The organism is Vibrio algivorus (genome assembly GCF_030161215.1).
Taxonomy (GTDB): Bacteria; Pseudomonadota; Gammaproteobacteria; order Enterobacterales; family Vibrionaceae; genus Vibrio; species Vibrio algivorus.
The window spans coordinates 154,484-176,031 of record NZ_BSPV01000004.1; the positions used below are offsets into that span (position 1 = coordinate 154,484).

Here is a 21,548-nt window from a genome sequence, read left to right on the forward strand (position 1 = left end):
CTGAATTCTGCATCTTGAAGTCACTTGGGTATGGGTTTAAGCCAATGGAATCCGAGAGCCGGATCACCCATTGGCATAATCTATTAATGAAATTGCTTAAATCCATTTAGTAAAATCAAGAAATTAGACGATACTCAAGTAATTAGAATGATAACAATCTCAAGGAGTACTTTATGCCATCATTAAAAGTTCGAGATTATATGCGCCCTAGAGCGGTCACTTTTACCGTTGATATGTCGTTGTCTACGGCATTGGATAAAGTATTGAACGCGATTAATATCGGTGGTCCAGTGGTTAACGATAGAAATGAAGTTGTGGGCTTTTTGTCTGAACAAGACTTACTCAACCGATTGGTTCAAGTGAGTTACCATTGCCAAGATACTCATGTGGTTGGCGATTGTATGAGAACGGAACCTTTGACTATTAGCCCTGAAATGTCAGTGATTGAACTGGCTAATATGATGCAAGAAGGTAAGCCTAAAGTGTATCCAGTTGTCGAAAACAAAAAGCTAGTGGGTATTATTTCTCGTCGTGAGGTATTAAAAGCGGTGAGTGATAATTTAGATAATTGTTTTAAGCATCCAGTCTGATTTCTTATCAAATAGAATTTTCAGCGAGGTCGCATGTAAAGTGCGACCTTTTTTAATATCAAGATCTGGATATCGTGTGATGCAAATCGTTTTTTCATGATTAATTTTAATTATGTTTCATTGCTGATGTGATTGATATCACTTATTTGTTGGGTATTCTCGATTAGAGTAGCGGCAATGATTTTTTAGTTATTAATAAAACTTTCTAGTAAAAGTAAGGAGCACATTGTGGCACCAACAGATACTCAAAATGTTTTTCACTTAGGTGTAAATAAGCAAGACCTTAATGGCGCAACATTAGCGATTATTCCTGGCGATCCAGCTCGCGTTGAAAAAATTGCTAATTTAATGGATGAGCCAGAGTTTTTAGCCAGCCACCGTGAATATACCGTGTTCCGCGCCAAACTAGATGGTAAGTCAGTGGTGGTGTGTTCTACTGGTATTGGTGGCCCTTCAACCTCGATTGCGGTGGAAGAATTAGCTCAATTAGGGGTTCGTACTTTCTTGCGTGTCGGTACTACTGGCGCAATCCAACCGCACCTTCATGTCGGTGATATGATTGTGACTACTGGCTCGGTTCGCCTTGATGGTGCTAGCTTGCATTTCGCTCCGATGGAATTTCCAGCAGTTGCTGATTTTGATGTAGCAACCGCAATGAAACAAGCCGCGATTGATTCAGGTTGTACGGTTCATACCGGCGTTACTGCATCAAGTGACACTTTCTACCCAGGTCAAGAGCGTTACGATACATTCACTGGTCGTGTTGTTTCTCGATTCCAAGGCTCAATGAAAGAGTGGCAGGAAATGGGGGTATTAAACTTTGAGATGGAATCAGCCACGTTGTTAACCATGTGCGCAAGCTCAGGTTTGAAAGCGGGTTGTGTTGCGGGTGTGATTGTAAACCGTAGCCAAGATGAAATTCCAGATCATGAGAAGCTAAAACAAGCAGAAATTAACTCTATTAAAGTGGTCGTAGAAGCGGCGAGAAAAATGCTGTAAATCGTTTTGATTTGAACCTATACCCAAGTTACTTGGGTATAAAAACTAGCCCAGATAGACAAGTGTAAAATGAGTCTATCTGGGCTTTTTATACAATTTGGATACCATAATAATTTAAAATTCCCCGTCATTCCGAGGAGCCTAGGCGACATCAGGAATCTCCCACAGCGTGTTGATATTTAAGACGGCATTGAGACTCAAATCGAGTTTGGAGATCTTGAATTCGCTCCTTCATCACTCTCCAAGATGACAGTTCAACTAACTCGATCAATTATTTATTGGAATCGGCATTATTATATAAAAGTTACTTGAATATAGGCCGTATTATAACTTTTCTATTTGTCCACCGGCTTCATTAAACCAAGTAGTTAAGTGGGTTTTTAAATCTTTTAATTCTTCTGGGCCAATTAACGCTAAACCTAAGTCTTGGGCACGAGAAATATCGTTATGACGTAATGGTCGGAAACTTACCAACATCGCGCGTGCTTGCAGCCCACCAAGCAAGTCACGTAATGACTCCAGTTTATACAGCGTGTCATCACCATCATCACGCATGCCCTTGGTTTTACATTCGATGATATGCAGTTTGTTATTGACCACAGTGGCAACATCCAATTCATTACGAACTTCTCTACCCGCACTCTCACGATAAACTTGCACGTTTAATGAATGGTCTTGAATGGTAGGCAGTTCATCTTGTATTTCTCGTACTGTGTTGTGTACAAGGTTTTCTAACCACTCACCATTGGAGAAGCGTCTTGCATCTTCGTTGAAAAACTCAAGAATCCCATTTTGATAAGTGGCAAGTTGAATATCGACTAAATCAGAAATGAGCCAATCAAGTTCTTTATAGCCTTGTTGTTTCTCGGTAAGCGCAACATCAAGTTTTTGTTCTTTACGGCATGTGGTGGCTAAGTAGTTTAATGTGGCAAGGCCTGGGCCCAATTCTAATGCGTTACTTGCCCAGCGTTTGCCTAATTCATGCAGTTTTGCATCTAAAGGGGCAGGGATCTCATGTGTTGGAAACTCACTACGAGCACCAAAAATAGTGAGGTAGTCACTGATACGAATATGATCTTGAACTTGCTGTTCGGGCTTATCATCTGGGTAAAGCCAGCATTGACTATCACTGAAAGGTTCGACTACGAAAATGGGCCAATTATAGCTGCGAATTACTTCATAAACAGATAAGAGTCGATGTCGTAATCCGCAACTGGCATTTAAGTAAACTTGCTCATTTCGACTTTTTAACTGCTCGGCTAACTGTTTAATTTTTTGTTTGATCGCTGACGTATAAATAGTACCGGGGATTTCGAAAAACTCAGAGCCAATACCACGAAACTCAAGTACTTGATTCAGCCTTTGATACATTTCTCGTTGAGCATCATCACCGATGAATACCATGTGAGTACATTCAGAACGGTTATCTAAAAGAGGGGTAATTAAACGAACAGGGTCTTGATCTATGATTCCAATATGAACCGCCATGGTTATTCCTTTGTAGCGTATGTCGCTAATTGTTGTTACTAGTGAAATCAACAACTAACCTTTACTGTACTAGACATAAGATAGGTAAGTAGTCGAACTGTTGTGGGCCTATAGAATCACATTGAAAATGGAGTAACGAAAAGATGTCGTGTTCTAGAGGCGACTTTTATATCTGTGACCTCAAGGTGCGAGTTTTAACTTGCTCTTGGGGAGCTTCATCTTGAGGTTACTTAGATATAATATGTAGCTGAATTTTAACAATAACAAGTATTAACCTTATTTATTGTCACACCCAGCTGATGTCTACTTGAGTATAAATCTTCTATCGCCACTGATTAACTAGACTATAAAAAGGGTAGGAAGTTCCCAACAGTAAGGTTTTTCACTTGAAATATCAGTTGCCTAAATCTCTCAGTAAGTAGAGAAAATATTGTTATATCACTAGGGTTAGCGCATACTTAGACATTCGAGGCACTTCAAGGTGATAGCGTTGTATTTGGCATCTTGAGGATACTCAAATTAACTCATTAAGCACGATGGCAATAGGAGATTAAAATGGCTGAAGAAACAATATTTACTAAGATCATTAATAAAGAAATCCCTTCCGATATGTTGTATCAAGATGATTTAGTCACTGCTTTTCGTGATATTAGCCCAAGAGCGCCAAGCCATATTTTAATTATTCCTAATAAGTTAATTCCAACAACTAATGATGTTGAAGAAGAAGATGAACTGGTGATGGGCCGTTTATTTACTGTTGCTAAGAAACTAGCCAAACAAGAAGGTATTGCTGAAAATGGTTACCGCTTAATTGTGAATTGTAATGCTCATGGTGGGCAAGAGGTGTATCACATCCACATGCACTTAGTCGGTGGTGAGCCATTAGGTCCGATGTTAGTGAGTTAACCCCCGAAATAATGAATCCAGTTCTTAGGCGTGAAAGCGAACTGAATAACCGTAAACGTGATTAAATCAATGCAAATTCTAATCTTAAAAAACATGGATGTAATGCCTTGGCGTAAAGTGATTAAAGCCAGTTTAGCGGTATTTTTTAGTGTGACATTGAGTGCTTGTGCCAATCTTTCGGCGGGGAATCTATTTAGCCATTACTCGGCACAGAATGAAGATGTCTACAAAGATGTGGTGGATGGTGATTATAAAAGTGCGGAATCAGAACTTGTGGAGTCTGAGGTTGGCGGGCCAGTTTTAAGTAATATGGAAAAGGGCAGAGTGTCATTCCTTGCCGAAAACTACCCGAATAGTTTCACGGCCTTTCAATTAAGTGACAAAGCGGTAAGAGTGTTAAATGATCGGGCTACGATTTCACTTTCAGAAGGTGCGAATCAAGCTGGCTCTCTGGCAACAAATGACAATTTAACGACTTATGATCCTGCTGATTATGAATTGGGTTATTTACATTTATATCTAGGTTTAAACTACCTACAGAAAAACGATCTGCAAAGCGCTTTGGTTGAAATGCGCCGAGCGAATCAGGTTCAGGAAAAAGCAAAAAAACGTCGTGAAGATGAGCTAAAAGATGCTCAGCAAAAAATGAAAAATAATGGGGTGCAACCAAACTTAGGCAGTATCCTTTCACAATACCCAGATGCGGGTAAGACGTTACAAGCGGTACAAAATGGTTATTTGTTGTATTTGTCAGCCGTACTTTATGAAGCCGACAATCAGCTAAATGATGCCTATATTGACTATAAACGTGCGTTAGCGGTCAACCCAAATAACCGAGAAATCATTGATGCAACCATTCGAATGGCTAAGCGATTAGGCATGCGACAAGACCTTGATTCTTTGCTCAAACAATATGGTGAACCTAAATCAATGCCACAAGGTTATGGGCAAGTGATTGTTATTGATGAGCGTGGTGTTGTGGCTCAGCGTGGTAATTGGCGTTTATCATTACCGATATGGGATAGTTCAGGTAAAACCAAGTTTTATAGTGTGGCGTTGCCAGTTTATAAAAATATCAAAGTACAAAATTTCTCACCAGCCACTTTAGATACTGAACCATTAAAGACGAGTCTTTTAGCGGATACAAACTTGATGGCCCAGAATGATTTGAGTGAGCGAATTCCTGCCATGGTTCTTAAACAAGGTTTAAGGTTATATACTAAAGATCAGTTAAGACACCAAGCAGCAAAAGCAGATGATTCAGGTATATCCAATGCTTTAGTGAATATATGGAATATTGTGACAGAACAACCTGATACTCGTAGTTGGCAAACATTACCTGCTCAGGTGTTTAGTAGTAGTGCATATTTGACAGCAGGGCAACACACTATCTCTGCGGGTAGTAAACAATATGCAATTGATATAAAACCGAATCAACGCACTTTTGTCTGGCTTTCACGTCAAGGGAATGCAGTGACAATATGGCACAAACAATTAGGAGCAATTCGATGAAGAAATGGTTAGTAGCAGGCTTAGGTCTAGTGGCATTAGCAGGATGTTCAAGTAGTAATACTGCAGGATTGCGTATCGATAGTGCCAGCCAACAAGTTTTATACAGCGATTCTGCGTTAGATGATGACCTGACAATTGATAATATCGATACTCAGGAAAACAATGGTAATACTCGCGGTTTGGTGAAAATTACCAATAACTCTCAAGATACGCAAAATCTCCAATACCGCTTTTATTGGTATGATGATCAAGGTTTGGAAGTGAATGCGAAGCAAGGTGCTTGGCGTCAATTTATCCTGCGCGGTTATGAATCAATGACTTTAAATGAAGTGTCTGTGAATCCGAATGCGACCGATTTTCGTATTCAAATTCGCCCACAAGATTAATCAAAGGAAGTAACACATGAAGAAAACGGCAATTGCATTAATAGGTTTAGCAGTCATTCTAGGTGGTTGTTCAAATAAGGTTCAGTATGGTGACGCTAATGCTGCTGAAACAACAACCGTAGATTTCGGTTCGACAGATTTACAAAAAATTGCGAATGAGATGGTAGATAGCATGCTTTCTTCTGGCTCAGTAGCGGCAATTGAAGGTCGTCCGATTGCTTACGTTGATAGCATTCGTAACAAAACCAGCGAACATATCGATACTGAATCAATCACTGACTCAGTGAGCACCAAAATGTTGAACTCTGGTAAGTTCCGTTTTGTTGATATGACTAAAGTAGAGGACGTGCGTAAGCAGCTTAACTTCCAAAATAACGATGAATTAGTTGATCAAACTAGCGCCATTAAGTTTGGTCAAATGATGGGTGCTCAGTACATGTTATACGGCAACCTATCTAGCATCGTAAAAGAAGCGGGTAATGATAAAGATGTTTATTACAAAATGACGATGCGTTTAATGGATTTAAAAACGGGTCTAATCGAATGGGCAGATGAAACTGAGATCCGTAAGCAAGAGTCAAAAAGCCTATTTGGCATGTAATACCTTTTACTGGATAAGGTCACGAGTTTGAAAGAACAATACATTAAGCAAGATCCAAGCTTAATCGCTCTTCAAGCTCAGTGGCCTGAGAGTATTTCTGATATTCAGCCATTACAAGGTGGATTAACCAATCAATGTTGGAAAATCACTACCTCATGTGGTCGTCACTATGTGTGGCGGCCACATTCTGTTTCTACCCAGTCCTTTTCTATTAACCGCTCTAATGAATTCGAAGTCCTCAATATACTCGAAGGTTTTGCTTTATCACCGAGCGTTCAAGCATTATTACCACAAGGCCTATTGGTTGAGTGGGTGGATGGCTTGACTTTAATGGGACAGCATAGTGAACAGCTGTCTACTTTAGTGGTGAAGTGTCTAGTTTCTCTGCATCAATATCCTCTTCCTCAAACTCATTCTTTACCTATTTTTGATTATCAATCCTGTATTCAAAACTATTGGCAATCATTACCTAGTCAGCAGCAAACAACTCGCTATCAGCAATGGTTTGAAGCTTTTTATCAGCAATATGATGAATTAAGAAATCGAACAGAATCGATTTTAGCACCTTGTCTCTGCCACTTTGATTTAGGTAGCTATAATATTATTCAAAAAGCAAATTTAGACTTGGTAGTGATTGACTGGGAATATGCAGCGATTTCTAGTCCTGTTGTGGATTTAGCGACGACGATATTAGCCGAGCAACTTAATGTTAAAGAAAGTGTTGAGTGTTATCTAGAGCTTAGAGGCTTAGATATCGATAAGGCACAGTTCATTGCTATTGTAGAAGAGTGGCTACCATACTTACGCTTTATGGCGTTGTTGTGGCATCAAGTTAACTTTTCTTTGCATCAACGCACATCAGATAAGCAGGCGATTGAAGTGTTAACCCGGCAATTAGACTTGCCTGAATAGTGATGATTCTAGTCGGAAGAGCGAACATAGGTCACTTTTCTTAATATCGTCATTAATAATCGTAGAAACAAGACTTTAAAACCATAGTATTCATGGTAGATTATACCCAGGTGGCTTCAAGATGATAGCTCTGAATTCTGCACTTTGAAGCCACTTGGGTATACACTATCGAACGAGAACTGAGGATGGTTCAATGATCATTTATTTACACGGCTTTGATAGCACAAGCCCAGGGAATCACGAAAAAGTATTACAACTTCAATTCATCGATGAAGATGTTCGTTTTATTAATTACAGTACACTTCACCCTAAGCATGATATGCAACACCTTCTAAAAGAAGTGACTAAAGTTGTTGAACAAAGCGATGATCCGTCACCGCTTATTTGTGGTGTTGGCCTCGGTGGTTATTGGTCAGAACGTATTGGTTTCTTATGTGGGATTAAACAAGCTATTTTCAATCCTAATCTGCATCCAGAAGACAACATGCAAGGTCGTATTGATCGTCCCGAAGAGTATGCTGATATTGCGACTAAATGCATTAAAGATTATCGAGATCAGAATAAAGAGAATTGCCTTGTGTTTTTATCTAGCAATGATGAGATCAGAGATAATCAAGATAGTTATGAAGCATTGTCACCATATTACAAGGTGGTATGGGATGAATCTGAAGCGCATAAATTTAAGAAAATCTCTCAACATCTGCAAACAATAAAAGCTTTCAAATTGGCATAATTCATTAGCAATTCACAATTTGTAACTATAAAGAAGAGCCAATCATTGGCTCTTTTTTATTAATTGTTACTTTCTATTGATCCTACTTTAGGTCTGGATATAATGAGCTAGATCAAATTTTCCCAATAAATAGAATGAAAAATGACCTTTACTTCACAATTTGATCTCACCGATACATACAACTTTTTTCATCTCTCAAAGATGACCCTTTTAGGTTTCGCACACAAGCTAACCTCATCGTATCGAAAAGCATGAAGAATCTATCAGCTGGGTATGAGCCGAGCTGAATCAATTTTATCTTTATATATTTAGGAGTGTCAGATGACGCGAATCGTTGTAGTAGGCGGTGGTGCTGGTGGCTTAGAGCTTGCCACAAAATTGGGCCGAACATTAGGCCGTAAAAGACGTGCGAGTGTTACGTTAGTCGATCGTAACGCAAGTCACTTATGGAAACCATTGTTACATGAGGTGGCAACCGGTTCGTTAGATGAAGGTGTTGATGCATTAAGTTATCGTGCTCATGCCAAAAATCATCATTTTGATTTTCAAATGGGCAGCTTAGATGGAATTGACCGTGAGCGTAAGGTTATCTCATTAAGTGAAATTAAAGATGAAAGCAATGAACTGCTGATTCCAAGTCGTGAAATTGAATACGATATTCTCGTATTGGCGATTGGCTCTAAATCAAATGACTTTAATACCCCTGGCGTGAAAGAAAACTGCATCTTTTTAGATAGCCCAGAGCAAGCGCACCGTTTCCGTAAAGAAATGAATAACTTGTTTTTAAAGCTTCATGCAAAACACGGTGAAGGTAAAGTGGATATTGCGATTGTGGGTGGTGGCGCAACAGGCGTTGAGCTTTCAGCTGAGTTACACAATGCAATTAAAGAACTGCACACATACGGTTTTGAAGATTTAGATTCAAGCAAACTGAATGTGAGCCTAGTTGAAGCAGGAGAGCGTATTTTACCTGCGTTGCCGCCAAGAATTTCATCAGCAGCACACAATGAATTAACTAAGTTAGGCGTAAATGTTCGTACAGCTACTATGGTGACACAAGCGGACGAGCAAGGTTTAATAACCAAAGACGGTGAGCGTATCCCCGCGCAACTCATGGTGTGGGCGGCGGGTATAAAAGCCCCTGATTTCATGAAAGATATTGCAGGTTTAGAAACAAATCGCATTAACCAATTAGTTGTGAAAGATACGCTACAATCAACACGTGATGATGAGATTTATGTGATTGGTGATTTAGCCTCTTGCCAGCAAAAAGATGGTTCTTTTGTTCCGCCTCGTGCCCAAGCAGCACACCAAATGGCAAGTCTGGCTTATCGTAATATTGTGGCGCAAATCAATGAACACGCATTAAAACCATATACTTATAAAGATCATGGTTCACTAGTGTCACTAAGTCGCTTTTCTACCGTAGGTAGCTTAATGGGTAACTTAACCAAAGGTTCTATGATGATTGAAGGGCGTATTGCACGAGTAGTGTACATTTCACTTTATCGTATGCACCTAGTTGCCTTACACGGCTGCTTTAAAACCGGTTTAATGATGCTGGTAGGGCGAATTAACCGAGTATTGCGTCCAAACTTAAAGTTACACTAAGAGTCATCGTTACTTAATAATTGAATCTAAAAAATGAAAGCCCATCGTTGTGATGGGCTTTTTTGTATTTATTAAATATTTCAATGAGTTTTTTAACAAGCTAAGAAGATCAGTTATTTATTGGAATTGGTATTACTTGGGTATAAATGAAAATACGATCCCATCTTTAGGTTTGCCATCGAATAAATAGCGATTACGAGCCAGTCCTTCCTTTTCTGCTCCGCAACTGAGTGCAATATGATGACTAAGCGCATTGTTAGGGGCACAGATGCATTCAAGACGAGTGAGATGTAATTGTGTGAAGCAAAAGTTAATAAGGGCTTGTAGGGCTTCTTTGGCGTAGCCATTGGATTGGTGTTGGTCACATACCCAGTAACCAATCGTCCCCATATTGAAACTAGGTGATAAGTCGGTTAATGCCACCATCCCAATAAAATCATTGGTTTGTTGATGGTAGATACCAAATCCGTAGGCATTATTTTTGAGCCAATTTAAGCGAGTGTGCATGAGAAAGTCCATCGCTTCTTCAACGGTAAATGCTGAATGACACCAATCAAGCCATGGGTAGAGAGAAGGGGATGATTGAATTGCATCCGCAAAGCGTTCACTTTCATCAGCATGAATCATGCGCAATTTTAGCCTATCGGTCAGTAAAGTATGATCTGGGGTCATCGTTCACCTGTATTGATGCAATTAAAAAGAGGCCATGATGGCCTCTTGATTCAGAATTATTCTATTTTAGAACACTATTACAGCTTACGGATATTGATAATCACACCTAAGAATGGATTATCTAAGTAGTGTACTTCACCACTTCTAATTTTTCGTTTTTGCTGCATACGGTAGCTATTCAAAAAGTCTTGAACTTCAACTTTTGGTTTAACGGGTTCTAGGTTACCCACTTGAACATCTTCATCGTTATCTTCATTTGATGGGTCAATAACGGAGTCTTGTAATACGACTTCATTTTGTCCAGGGATGCGTAAGTCTAGATTGGTTTTCAAGTATAGGTAGTGTTGTACATAAACCTGAACTGTACCATCTAGCTCATATAGAGGCTCTTTTTCAATGGAAGTCGGTGTGCCGTCTTTCGCGATTTCTTTAAGAGAGCGTCCATCAGGGGCAAATTTATCCGAAAAATCTTCTCCCGCTTGAATGTGGAAGATGGGGGATGTACTTTCACCACGATCATTTTGAGACCAAGCCACGTGAACTAATGGTTTAAACCCAGCGTGACGTTCTAATGCTTGATATTGTCTGTTTAGATTGTAATAACCACTTGGAAGTAGACCCGCTCTATGCTGCGACATTAGGTTGCTATCACGGTATGAAAATGCGCGTTCAAAACTAATCGGCTCAAGGTCTTGTGGCCAAGATTCATTAATTTGTGATGGCTCCACATTACGCTTAAAAATGATCATTTCGATAGAAAAAGATCGTGCAAATGTTGGTAATGAAACAAAAACCAATAGGAATATAATCAGTTTTTTCATTGTTACTCCGTAATCAAAGGTACTTCTGCTTTAGACTTCTAATGTAGATAGTACCTTAGCTAATATAATAAATTGTGTGGTTATTGCTAAATTGTCTAGCGCTTAGCCAACTTTTGGTAAACGATTTTTCTGAAAGTCGATCAGTAAATCGTTAATGAATCTGACTCGTTCCCGTCTATCTGTTAATGGTACAGTAAACTTGAACTTAGTGGGCCCTTCCATTGCAAATTTTTTCGGTGATGATTGTAGTAATTGTACCAAGAATGCAGGGTTTATGTCTGCATTTGGTGAAAACTCAATAAAACCGCCTTTGTCATGTGCTTCAATTTTTTTCGCTTGTATTCTAGCAGCTTGAAGTTTCATTTCACTGATCACTAATAAGTTTTTCGCAGCATCGGGTAAGCTGCCAAAGCGATCAATCAGCTCCACTTTCATTTCTGCTAATTCCGACTCACTATTCACACTGGCAATACGCTTATACATGGATAAACGAGTATTGATGTCTGGAATGTAGTCATCTGGCAGTAATGCTGGTAAGCGTAATTCTACTTCAGTTTGTTCACGTAAAAGTTCGTCTAATGACAATTCTTTGCCTTCTTTTAACGCATTGACTGCTTGTTCTAGCATCTCCATATATAGCGAGAAACCGACAGACTGAATTTGTCCACTTTGATCATCACCTAATAATTCACCAGCCCCACGAATTTCTAGATCGTGAGTTGCCAGTGTAAAGCCTGCACCTAGGTCTTCGAGTGAGGCAATCGCATCCAAACGTTTTACCGCATCTTTACTTAACGCTTTTGGATGTGGTGTTAATAAATAAGCATAGGCTTGGTGATGTGAGCGACCAACACGACCACGCAATTGGTGAAGCTGTGCTAAACCGAGTTTATCAGCACGATCCATAATAATGGTATTGGCGGTTGGTACATCGATACCGGTTTCGATAATGGTGGTACAAACAAGCAAGTTAAAACGTTGGTGGTAGAAGTCATTCATAATGCCTTCAAGCTCACGTTCGCGCATTTGTCCGTGGGCGGTGATCACGCGAGCTTCTGGAATCAACTTGGTTAAACCTTCGGCAACTTTTTCAATGGTTTCAACATTATTATGTAAGAAATAGACTTGGCCACCGCGCATGATTTCACGTAGTACCGCTTCGCGAATCACACTGTCTTCACTTTGACGGACAAAGGTTTTGATAGCCAAACGTCGCGCTGGTGGTGTGGCAATAATCGATAGATCACGCATACCACTCATTGCCATGTTTAAAGTTCGGGGGATCGGTGTCGCGGTGAGAGTAAGAATATCCACATCGGCGCGCATCGCTTTGACTTTTTCTTTTTGACGTACCCCAAAGCGGTGTTCTTCATCGACGATCAATAAACCGAGATCGCGGAATTTAATATCATCTTGCAGCAGCTTATGGGTACCGATAATAATATCGACTTTACCTTCGGTGATATCATTTAGAATTTGTTTTTGCTCTTTAGCCGATTTAAAGCGTGATAGCACCTCAACTCGTACCGGTAGATTGGCGAAACGATCACGGAAGTTTTCAAAATGTTGTTGAGCGAGGAGGGTTGTTGGTACTAGTACCGCAACTTGCTTGCTGTTATCGACCGCAAGGAATGTCGCGCGCATAGCCACTTCAGTTTTACCAAAGCCAACATCACCACAGACTAATCTATCCATTGCCTTTGCTTGGCACATATCGGAGAGAACTGCGTTAATAGCCATAGACTGGTCATCAGTTTCTTCAAACGGGAAAGTCGCTTTAAAGTGCGCGTATTGTTCTTTATCGTGAATGAACTTAAAGCCTTTTTTGATTTCACGTTTGGCGTAAACATCTAGGAGCTCAGCGGCCACATCACGGACTTTTTCTGCCGCACGTTGACGAGCTTTATTCCACGCATCACTACCCAGTTTATGTAATGGTGCGGTTTCTTCTGCACCACCTGAGTAACGGCTGATTAAGTTCAGTGATGAAACTGGCACATACAATTTTGCATTATTTAAGTATTCAAGGGTGACGTATTCTGTGGTCAACCCACCAGCTTCTAAGGTTTGTAAACCGATATAGCGACCAATACCATGATCTAAATGCACCACAGGTTGGCCGGGTTTTAATTCCGCAAGATGGCGAATTACGGTATCGCTATTGACCGCTTTTCGATCTTTTTTGCGACGTTGGATCACTCTGTCACCAAGCACATCACTTTCACAGATAAAGGCAAAGTCAGGGGAGTGATGAACAAAACCGTGTTCGGTTGAGCCGAGTACTAGAGAGTACTTGTGCTTAGAAGCTAAAGCTTGGGCGAGACTGTCGCATTCTTTCGGTTTTACTTTTATTGGGTTTAATAGCTCATTTAAGGCTTCACGGCGACCTTCAGATTCTACCGAAAAGATAACCTTACCTTGTGGGTGGTCCGCCAAATATTGCTCAAGGTATTGACGCAGTGCGGCAAGAGGTTCTTTCAGTTGATGCTGGGCATGTAAATTAGGCAGAAGGCTAACAGAGGCGTTTTTACGTCCGGCTTTATCTTCTACCGCTTCAATCGATAAGGTCGCTTGAGGCATGCCTTTGAAGTAGCTAAATAGCTCATCTTTCTTTAGCCATAATTCGTGTGGCTCAAGTAATGGGCGTAGTGGGTCGACTTTGCGTTGTTCAAAGCGATGTTCAGCATCGGTTAAGAAGATATCAATACTTTTTTCTAGTTCACCAAGCGTCAGTAGCAAGGTGCTCTCTGGTAGGTAGTCGAATAGGGTATCGGTATGCTCAAAAAACAATGGTTGCCAGTATTCAATACCAGCAGGCCAAGTGCCTTTGGAAACTTGCATGTAAACGGATTCTGGCTCACGCCGTGCTTCAAAACGTTGACGCCAGCGAATGCGGAAATCTTCTATCGCTGCTTCGGTAGTTGGGAATTCATGAGCAGGTAGTAGGCGGATTTCTTTTATATCTTCGATAGTGCGTTGAGTTTCAGCATCAAACGTACGAATGCTATCAATTTCATCATCAAAAAAGTCAATACGATATGGATTATCACAGCCCATTGGGAAAAGGTCGATAATCGAACCACGGCTGGCATATTCACCCGGTCCAAACACTTGATCGACATGACGGTAACCAGAACTTTCCAGTTGCATACGCAGTTTATCAAGTGAATAAAGGTCACCACTTTTGACCATCAATGTGGTTTTGAGTAAGTAGTCTTTTGGTGATTGACGCTGCAATAGCGTACTGATTGGAATGATGATTAAGCCGTTTTGCTGTGTTGGTAACTGATATAGCTGTGCGATACGGTCTGAGATAATATCTTGATGCGGAGAAAAGTTATCATACGGCAACGTTTCCCAATCAGGGAATAAAGACACTGAATGACCAGTGAATTGGCTGACTTCATGCTGTAGCTTTATCGCGATTTGCGGATCAGGTACAGCAAGTAAGGTTACCCCTGAATGTTGTTCGGTAAACTCTGCAATAGATAGTGCTAATGAGCCACCGACTAATTGGCCTATGTGCTTTTTGTCACCGGCTTTAGTTGGCAGTGGCAGTTGCAAAAGAGAAGACGCTGACGTGGATGATAATTCAGACATAATTCGATTAGGCTTTTATAAATTGAATGTTGCGCTAGTTGTAGCACTTTGAGTGGTTTGATTATCGTCATGTAGGCAAACTAATCAAGGGAATGTGCACAATTGTTGTTTTTTTATCAATTTATCACCCTCATTCGTCAGAAGTATGTTTTATTTTTGCTGAAACTTGCACCGCGAAGTTACTTGGGTATATGCTCCGGTTTCATTATTTTATTCAGGGATTATTGGAATGTTTCACCCAGTTGCGGCCTATATTGGTTTGCGGTATTTGAAAGGTCGATCAGGCGATAAATTCAGCCGATTTGTCTCGTATATGTCGACTGCTGGTATTTCTATCGGCGTACTATCTCTCGTGACTGTATTATCTGTGATGAATGGCTTTGAAGGGCAATTAAAGCAAAAAATTCTCGGCGTGCTTCCTCAAGCGGTCATCTCTCAAGCTGACGATAAAACCCTAATATCAGATACACCACCTGCTTTTTTAAATACAATTCCCCATGTTGAAGATATTTCTCCCATTGTGCGCAGTGAAGCGATTATTCAAAGTCCCACTAAGTTAAGTGCAGGTTTAATGGTCGGCATTGAACCAAGAGAGCAAGATCCTATCGCCAAACGTATGATGATGGGGAAAGTGTCACAATTGACACCTGGAAGTTACCATGTTTTTTTAGGTCACACTTTAGCCCGAACATTAAATGTTAATGTCGGCTCTAAAGTACGATTAATGGTGACTAACGCGAGCCAGTTTACTCCGCTAGGGCGTATTCCTAGTCAACGTAATTTCACCGTGGCGGGCATCTTTAATACTGGTTCTGATGTTGATGGCATGTTGATGGTGACTAATATCGAAGATGCTGGGCGATTACTCCGTTATTCAAGTAAACATATTTCAGGTTGGCGATTGTTTTTCGATGACCCATTTGTGGTGGCTGATTTGTCACAACAAGCAAGCAATAATAATTTATTACCTGAAAAATGGTTTTGGTCTGACTGGCGGGAGCAGCGAGGTGAGCTATTCCAAGCCGTACGGATGGAAAAGAATATGATGGGCTTGATGCTTGGTCTAATTATTGCCGTGGCGGCGTTTAATATTATTTCAGCGCTAATCATGGTGGTGATGGAGAAACAATCTGAAGTTGCCATCTTGAAGACTCAAGGTATGTCGAATCATCAGATATTAGCGATCTTTATGGTGCAAGGCGCAAGTAGTGGTGTGATTGGTGCATTAGTCGGTGGATTACTAGGCACATTACTAGCCGCTAATTTAAATAATGTGATGAGTGCTTTGAGCTTGTCTTTATTTGCACCGGGCACTGAACTGCCGGTGGTGATTGAACCTGTTCAGATCGTGGTAGTGATTATCCTTGCGATTGGATTAAGTCTACTGGCAACGCTATTTCCATCTTATCGAGCGGCTTCGGTGAAACCTGCAGAAGCGCTTCGTTATGAATAACTATTTTTCAAAGACTGCGATGATTTACGTGGTTTTGTGGTTACAAGGCAATACATTATGAACCCTTTATTAAGCTGTCAAAATATAAGTAAGACTTACCAAGAAGGAAACCTAGAAACTGAAGTGTTGAAAGGGGTGAGTTTATCTATCAATAAAGGTGATTTCTTAGCCATTGTTGGTTCTTCAGGTTCAGGTAAAAGTACCTTACTGCATATTCTGGGTGCACTAGATGATGCTAGTGATGGTGACGTGACGGTACTCGGTCAATCTTTATTACGTCTATCTGGAAATAAACAAGCAAAACTGCGTAATCAACATATTGGTTTTGTGTATCAATTCCATCATTTGTTGGCGGATTTTACTGCCTTAGAAAATGTAGCCATGCCATTATTGATTGGTAAGCAGAAAGCTGATGTAGCAAAACAAAAAGCGCAATCGGTATTAGAAAAAGTGGGATTAGGTCATCGTTTAGATCACCGCCCATCGGAACTGTCGGGTGGTGAAAGACAACGTGTGGCAATTGCTCGCGCGTTAGTGAATGAGCCAGATCTTGTGTTGGCCGATGAACCTACGGGTAATCTTGATCAAAAAACCGCATTAGAGATCTATGATTTGATGCGTCAACTTAATCGTGATTTTGGTACGGCGTTTCTAGTGGTAACACATGATAATCAACTGGCTTTAAAAATGGATAAGCAATATACCATGCAAGACGGTGTACTTGATTGGAACGAAAATACCCTAAAACCTGAGCATACCGTACAAGAATCGGGTGAATAATTATGTTTTTATCGTTATTTATTGGTTCTAAATTTAGCCGCGCCAAAGAACGTAATAAGCTAGTTTCATTTATTTCGCTCTCTTCTACCATTGGTATTGCGGTGGGCGTGGCGGTGATTATTATTGGCCTATCGGCGATGAATGGTTTTGAGCGTGAATTAGAAAATCGCGTGTTATCAGTCATTCCACAAGCGGAAATTGAAGGCGTAAGAGAGCCGATTCAAGATTGGCAACAAATTGCTTCAATTGCGAATAAAAATAAACAAGTGAAAGCGGTTGCGCCTTATGTCCGTTTTACCGCATTGTTAGAGCGCGGCAGCAAACTTAAAGCGGTAGAGGTACGTGCCGTCGACCCAGATTATGAACGTGCGGTATCAAGCCTTTCTAAATTTGTTGATAAACAAGCATGGCAAAACTTTAGAGCAGGCCAAAATCAAATCGTATTAGGTAAAGGAGTTGCTGACAAACTTAATGTGAAAGTCGGCGATTCAATTACCATATTAATTCCACCAGCTGCTTCAAATGGTCAGATACAACTGAGTGCGCCGAAACGAGTACGAGTTCATGTGGCTGGATTTTTAACTTTAGGTGGTCAAATCGATCATGGTTTAGTGATGATTCCACTAGAAGATGGCCAGGATTACATGAAGATGGGTAAAGGCGTCAGCGGCGTATCTTTAAAAGTTGAGCCAGTCTTTGAAGCTGACCGTATTATTCGTGAAGTTGGCGCAACTATTCCTGTTTACGCCTATCTGAAAAGTTGGAAAGAGAAGTACGGCTTTTTACATCATGATATTCAAATGGTACGCACTATTATGTATTTAGTGATGGTGCTAGTGATAGGAGTAGCGAGTTTTAATATCGTGTCTACTTTGATGATGGCGGTGAAAGACCGAGCGTCTGATATTGCTATTCTACGCACAATGGGTGCAAGTGATGGGTTGATCAAACGTATTTTTGTTTGGTATGGCGTGATGTCTGGCGTGCTAGGAAGTGTAATTGGTAGCGTGGTTGGTGTACTAGTGGCGTATAATCTCACTCCGATGATTAAAGGATTAGAAGCCATCATGGGTCATCAATTCTTATCGGGCGATATTTACTTTATCGACTTTCTACCTTCGCTCGTATCATGGCCGGATGTATTACTAGTGTCTGGTACCGCAATCACGTTGAGCTTATTAGCGACTTGGTACCCAGCATCTAGAGCGAGTAAGTTGAATCCGGCCACGGTGCTAAGTGCTAAATAGACGCTTCGCGAGGTGCGAGTTTCGAGAGCGCTACGCTTCGAGTTGCGAGTAAGAGCGCGATTCTTTGCCGCAACACGAAACACGTTACTCGCCACCTTATTTACTGCAATGTTCTCTGGCTGCTCGGCTCTCGAACGAAGTGTCCTTGCAACTCGACGCGTAGCGTACCCGCAACTCGCATCCTAAACCTGTCTCAAAAAAAAGAGTGCTATCAAGTTTGTTCATTTAGAACGCTAACTTGATAGCACTTTTTTATTTGTCTGGATTTTGAGTAGCGATAATAGCTGAATTATCTATTCGATAAGCTATCGTAAACGGCGTTTCTGCCAGCTACGAACAACAGAATAGCGCCATAAACCCTGGATACCGAAATAGCCGAGGATAGCAAGGACGACACCACACACCAAACAGCCTAGTAATAACGGTGGCCCAATGGTGTTAATTTGTTCGATAAAGAAGTTCCAAGTTAGCTCAAAATGGAAAGCTTGTTCAGGAGTCTTCATGAGCCATGCGCCTACGTGATAAGCAAAATAGAACAAAAATGGCATGGTAATTGGATTACTTATCCAAACTAAAGCAACCGAAAGGGGTAGGTTGACACCGCATAAAATAGCAGCACCAGAAGCCATGATCATTTGGCTTGGTAATGGAATAAAAGCAATAAATAAACCAACAGCAAAAGCTCCAGCTGCTGAGCGTCTATTCAAACACCACAAATTGGGATTATATAAAACGCTACCAAAAATCTTTAAAGCTTTTTGGTTTTTGATTTTTTCATGGTCTGGCATGAAGCGTTTAATCAATTTCTTTGGCATAAATGGTGGCTCATATTAATCGCAATTATATTCTGGTCGGTTTGATATTTGGTATTGCTAGTGGTGCATTATGGTCATCCATGCCGACACTCAATTGGGTGATGCCGATTGTAGTACTATTTCTTGTTCTTTTCTTCACAAAAGATGCTTTCGTTGCGAAAAATAACTACTGCAAAACATTTAGCTATTTAGCACAAGGTTTATTACTTGGGTGCTTTATCATGATTATTCATGGCAATCATTATCGCCATGTGACAGAAACCTTATTTTCTCAAGGTAACTCAGTCACAACCCAAGCTAAAGTGATCAGCTTTGTCCAGTCAGCGGTACATGGTCAACAAATGCTCTTATCAATACAGCGTATTAATAATATTGATTTACCGATATACGCACGACCAACCGTAAAGGCATTTTTTGCTCTACCAGAAGAGAATCAACCGCAACTTGGGGAGTATTGGCAGTTTCAAATTCAAGTTAAACCAATTATCGGTCAATTAAACGATGCAGGCTTTGATAGCGAACAATATTATGTCTCTAATCAGTGGCATGGTAAAGCGGTTATTGAGCCAGAAGATAGTTTGAATTTTCGAATCAAAACAAGTCATTCTTGGCGTTTATGGTTATACGATAAAGCGACTTCCTACCTAAGTGGGTTTGACTCAAAAGCTTTCATTATCGCATTAGCTTTTGGTGATAGAGGCTTGATATCCGATCAACAATGGCATCAGTTACGAGATTCTGGTTTGTCACATCTAATAGCCATTTCGGGACTACATATCGGACTAGCAATGGCGATAGGGTGGAGTGTCGGTTGTGCTATTAAATCATTGATATGTGGCATAACGCATTCTTCATATTCTGTATTTCGATTTATTCCCTTAATCATTAGTTTTGCGGTTGCTTTGTTTTATGCCTATTTAGCCGGTTTTGCACTACCAACACAGCGTGCTTTGATTATGGGCAGCCTAGTCTTATTTATGTTGGCAAGCGGTATTCATTGGTCTGTTTGGCAAGTTCTGTTGTATAGCTTGAGCTTAATACTCGCCAGTCAGCCTATGTCGATTTTGCAAGTGAGCTTCTGGTTATCTTTTGGCGCTATCGTCATTATCTACTTATCACTTTGGTTTTATTTATCTCAGCATCAGCGCACTAAGTTCAATTGGCGACAAGTGGTGATCATCCAGTTGGGGTTATTTATTGGCCTAGCATTTTTAAGTATAGCCTTTTTTGGTGGCATCAGTTGGATTTCACCGGTTGTGAATTTAGTGGTGATTCCTTGGGTAAGTTTCATTGTGGTTCCGGTGATTTTCTTATGCTTGATACTGACCGCTATTTTTCATCAAGGTTGGTTGATTAATGATACTGGGTTAATTAATGACAGCTGGCTTGCACAAATATGGAGACTCGCAGATCTCACTCTTCAGCCGATATTATGGTTATTACAACTTGTTGAAGGTGCATGGTTAGCATTATCGAATTATTGGAGCCTTGTCAGCGTACTTTTTGCTTTTGCGCTGATTGCTTGGCGGTTTCGTTTTTATTCAACGCTATATATTACCGCGTTGGTTGTCTTATTGTGGCAATTCTTTCCAGCTCGACCTAAACCCGAATGGCAAGTACAGGTATTAGATGTAGGGCAAGGTTTAGCAGTGCTTATTCGTAAAGACCAGCAAAGCGTTTTATATGATACAGGAATAAGCTGGCAAGGCGGCAGTATTGCCAATTCGATTATTGTGCCTTTACTGCATAAAAGTGGTGAACACCAGTTGTCTGGTTTGCTGATAAGCCATACCGATTTAGATCATGCTGGTGGTCGCGCTGATATTGAATCGACATTATTTCCCCAATGGAAGCGCAGTAGTGAATATATAGAAGGTTATCAACCTTGTATCAAGGGACAAAAGTGGCAATGGCAGCAACTTAATTTCGACGTTGTTTGGCCTCCCAAGCAAGTTAAGCGGGCATATAATCCTCATTCATGCGTGGTTCAGGTTTCTGATGGCCAATTTAATCTATTGCTCACCGGGGATGTAGATGCGATATCCGAAATTATATTAATAAGAGATAGCCAGTTATCGGATGTGGATGTCATGACCGTGCCACATCATGGTAGTGCAACGTCTTCGTTTCCTTCCTTCGTCGAATCTATAAAACCGAGCGTTGCGATTGCTTCACTGGCGCTGAATAATCAATGGGGATTACCTAGCCAAGATGTAAAAAGGCGCTATCAACAAAATGCCATTCAATGGATGGATACGGCGTATGGCGGACAAATAACGATTTCCATTTATACCAATGGCTGGTTAATTGAACAAAAGAGGATAAACCAATATCAGCCATGGTATAGGCAGATTGTGCGTAAAGGGTTAGAATGAATAGAATTGTCTAAATCAAAATGAAGTGTATATGACTCAACCAAAAG

At 40.6% G+C, this 21,548-nt stretch carries 18 protein-coding genes; 13 read left to right on the top strand and 5 right to left on the bottom strand.

What is annotated here, in order from left to right:
• Positions 1-173: 173 nt before the first annotated feature.
• Positions 174-590, top strand: coding sequence for a CBS domain-containing protein (locus QQJ93_RS06345; RefSeq protein ID WP_027696172.1), 417 nt, complete (start codon positions 174-176; stop codon positions 588-590).
• Positions 591-818: 228 nt separating this feature from the next.
• The gene (gene udp, locus QQJ93_RS06350; protein ID WP_089122701.1) at positions 819-1,589 is read left to right on the top strand and encodes a uridine phosphorylase; all 771 of its coding nucleotides are present in this window, start codon (positions 819-821) and stop codon (positions 1,587-1,589) included.
• A gap of 324 nt (positions 1,590-1,913) precedes the next feature.
• On the opposite strand, the gene QQJ93_RS06355 is transcribed toward udp, so the two are convergent.
• Positions 1,914-3,077, bottom strand: a complete 1,164-nt coding sequence (locus QQJ93_RS06355) for a Card1-like endonuclease domain-containing protein (RefSeq protein ID WP_089122702.1) — start codon at positions 3,075-3,077, stop codon at positions 1,914-1,916.
• Positions 3,078-3,632: 555 nt separating this feature from the next.
• On the opposite strand from QQJ93_RS06355, the gene hinT reads away from it, so the two are divergent.
• The 7 genes from hinT (at position 3,633) to QQJ93_RS06390 (ending at position 9,738) form a co-directional block, all read left to right on the top strand.
• Positions 3,633-3,983, top strand: a complete 351-nt coding sequence (gene hinT / locus QQJ93_RS06360; protein WP_089122703.1) for a purine nucleoside phosphoramidase — start codon at positions 3,633-3,635, stop codon at positions 3,981-3,983.
• Positions 3,984-4,052: 69 nt separating this feature from the next.
• Positions 4,053-5,495 (top strand): COG3014 family protein, encoded by a 1,443-nt coding sequence (locus tag QQJ93_RS06365; RefSeq protein WP_431313588.1) that lies wholly within the window; start codon positions 4,053-4,055, stop codon positions 5,493-5,495.
• Positions 5,492-5,881, top strand: a complete 390-nt coding sequence (locus QQJ93_RS06370) for a YcfL family putative periplasmic lipoprotein (protein WP_089122705.1) — start codon at positions 5,492-5,494, stop codon at positions 5,879-5,881. The genes QQJ93_RS06365 and QQJ93_RS06370 overlap by 4 nt, the downstream gene beginning before the upstream one ends.
• Positions 5,882-5,897: 16 nt before the next feature.
• Positions 5,898-6,482, top strand: coding sequence for a penicillin-binding protein activator LpoB (lpoB, locus tag QQJ93_RS06375; protein ID WP_089122706.1), 585 nt, complete (start codon positions 5,898-5,900; stop codon positions 6,480-6,482).
• A gap of 27 nt (positions 6,483-6,509) precedes the next feature.
• Positions 6,510-7,394 (top strand): phosphotransferase, encoded by an 885-nt coding sequence (locus QQJ93_RS06380; protein WP_160117471.1) that lies wholly within the window; start codon positions 6,510-6,512, stop codon positions 7,392-7,394.
• A gap of 193 nt (positions 7,395-7,587) precedes the next feature.
• Complete coding sequence (ycfP, locus tag QQJ93_RS06385; protein WP_089122708.1) at positions 7,588-8,127, top strand: alpha/beta hydrolase YcfP; 540 nt, start codon at positions 7,588-7,590, stop codon at positions 8,125-8,127.
• Positions 8,128-8,448: 321 nt separating this feature from the next.
• Complete coding sequence (locus QQJ93_RS06390; protein ID WP_089122709.1) at positions 8,449-9,738, top strand: NAD(P)/FAD-dependent oxidoreductase; 1,290 nt, start codon at positions 8,449-8,451, stop codon at positions 9,736-9,738.
• Positions 9,739-9,870: 132 nt separating this feature from the next.
• Here QQJ93_RS06390 and QQJ93_RS06395 read toward each other — a convergent pair whose 3' ends face one another.
• The 3 genes from QQJ93_RS06395 to mfd form a co-directional block, all read right to left on the bottom strand.
• Positions 9,871-10,410, bottom strand: coding sequence for a GNAT family N-acetyltransferase (locus QQJ93_RS06395; protein WP_089122710.1), 540 nt, complete (start codon positions 10,408-10,410; stop codon positions 9,871-9,873).
• A 77-nt stretch (positions 10,411-10,487) separates the two neighbouring features.
• On the bottom strand, positions 10,488-11,231 hold the full coding sequence (locus QQJ93_RS06400; protein WP_089122711.1) for a peptidoglycan binding protein CsiV: 744 nt from the start codon (positions 11,229-11,231) through the stop codon (positions 10,488-10,490).
• Positions 11,232-11,333: 102 nt separating this feature from the next.
• The gene (gene mfd, locus QQJ93_RS06405) at positions 11,334-14,831 is read right to left on the bottom strand and encodes a transcription-repair coupling factor (protein WP_089122712.1); all 3,498 of its coding nucleotides are present in this window, start codon (positions 14,829-14,831) and stop codon (positions 11,334-11,336) included.
• A 229-nt stretch (positions 14,832-15,060) separates the two neighbouring features.
• Between mfd and lolC the strand changes: the two genes are divergently transcribed.
• The 3 genes from lolC to lolE are packed head-to-tail and all read left to right on the top strand — an operon-like array spanning position 15,061 to position 18,311.
• A complete protein-coding gene (gene lolC / locus QQJ93_RS06410) occupies positions 15,061-16,284 on the top strand; it encodes a lipoprotein-releasing ABC transporter permease subunit LolC (protein WP_089122713.1) in 1,224 nt (407 codons plus the stop codon).
• Positions 16,285-16,341: 57 nt separating this feature from the next.
• Complete coding sequence (gene lolD / locus QQJ93_RS06415) at positions 16,342-17,064, top strand: lipoprotein-releasing ABC transporter ATP-binding protein LolD (RefSeq protein ID WP_089122714.1); 723 nt, start codon at positions 16,342-16,344, stop codon at positions 17,062-17,064.
• Positions 17,065-17,066: 2 nt separating this feature from the next.
• A complete protein-coding gene (gene lolE / locus QQJ93_RS06420; RefSeq protein WP_089122715.1) occupies positions 17,067-18,311 on the top strand; it encodes a lipoprotein-releasing ABC transporter permease subunit LolE in 1,245 nt (414 codons plus the stop codon).
• Between the two features lie 305 nt (positions 18,312-18,616).
• On the opposite strand, the gene QQJ93_RS06425 is transcribed toward lolE, so the two are convergent.
• Complete coding sequence (locus QQJ93_RS06425; protein WP_089122716.1) at positions 18,617-19,126, bottom strand: DUF2062 domain-containing protein; 510 nt, start codon at positions 19,124-19,126, stop codon at positions 18,617-18,619.
• Positions 19,127-19,131: 5 nt separating this feature from the next.
• Here QQJ93_RS06425 and QQJ93_RS06430 point away from each other — a divergent pair, with 5 nt between their 5' ends.
• Entirely contained in the window at positions 19,132-21,501 is a 2,370-nt protein-coding gene (locus tag QQJ93_RS06430) for a DNA internalization-related competence protein ComEC/Rec2 (RefSeq protein WP_284186050.1), read from the top strand.
• The last annotated feature ends 47 nt before the right edge of the window (positions 21,502-21,548 follow it).